The organism is Acinetobacter sp. P37, from assembly GCF_057480965.1.
Genome location: NZ_JBLIYY010000046.1, coordinates 1 through 1,094, shown reverse-complemented (window position 1 = coordinate 1,094; position 1,094 = coordinate 1). Strand labels below are relative to the sequence as shown.

The 1,094-nt window shown below is 30.2% G+C and carries 1 protein-coding gene; it reads right to left on the bottom strand.

Going from position 1 to position 1,094, the window contains the following annotated elements; genetic code table 11:
- Window positions 1-92: 92 nt before the first annotated feature.
- Complete coding sequence (locus tag AC25JC_RS17300) at window positions 93-818, bottom strand: hypothetical protein (protein ID WP_486924515.1); 726 nt, start codon at window positions 816-818, stop codon at window positions 93-95.
- Window positions 819-1,094: the final 276 nt, after the last annotated feature.

The window sequence follows — 1,094 nt, the reverse complement described above, 5'->3', positions numbered from 1 at the left end:
TATTTCATCCGCAGATTATGCATGAATATTTAAAATTCTTCGGTACAAATAATCAGCAAGAGACTGTTCGTTTTTTGATTTATGAAAGAGGCTTAATAATATTCTTTATCGGTCGTAAAACTTAAAACAGAACTAGTTTTCCAATCCAAAAACTTTTCTATTGTTGCAGGTTTACCATTAACAATTAAGTCTGATTTCGCAGGATATTCATTAAATCTTTTGCTATCCCATACTGGCCAATCAGAATTTACTTCAAACTTAACAGAGCCTTTAATTTTAGCTGTAGATGCAAAGACAATATTATTTAAACGTCCTGTTATAGAACCATTTGCATCTATAATAAAATAAGTTTTGCCATTACTCTGCTTTTCAATTTTATAAGAAAATGTATCACTGCATGAATTTTGACATTGAACCCGCAGATACCCGTTAGCATTTTCCGAATAGCTAAAAACTCCAACTTTATCGTCATTAGGATAAAAATAAAGACCCGCCAAATTATTAATATGGGCAGACAAATCATTGCTTGGTGTAAGAATTTCTAGATTCCACATATTATTGTTAGTAGCAGATGCTTCAATCACACTATCTGTGTGAAATGGTGAAAACTTGATAGTTGAGTGATTAGCAATGCCAGAATTTTCAATTTCAAAATAGCCATGTGTCAAATCTGGACTTAGTACAGAAGTTTCTTCAATAGGCTTAGGCACAGATGTTTCTGATGACGTTGGACTACTTTCTCCTCCCCCTCCACCGCATGCGACTAATAAAATAGATAAGAGAGTTGAAGTTAATAATTTTCTTCCAATGTGAAGCATATAAATTCCTATTTAAAAATAAATTTTTAAATTTTATAAAATATTGAATTTAGAATACTTTTTTAAATATTCAATAACATTTCATGAAACTTTGTTTTGTTCTTATACAGGAAGCTAAGCCATTTGTGTACTTAGAAGATTTATTTATCTAAAAATTATTAAAAAAATCTGCTAATTAATAAGCCTCTTTCATAAATCAAAAAACGAACAGTCTCTTGCTGATTATTTGTACCGAAGAATTTTAAATATTCATGCATAATCTGCGGATGAAATACA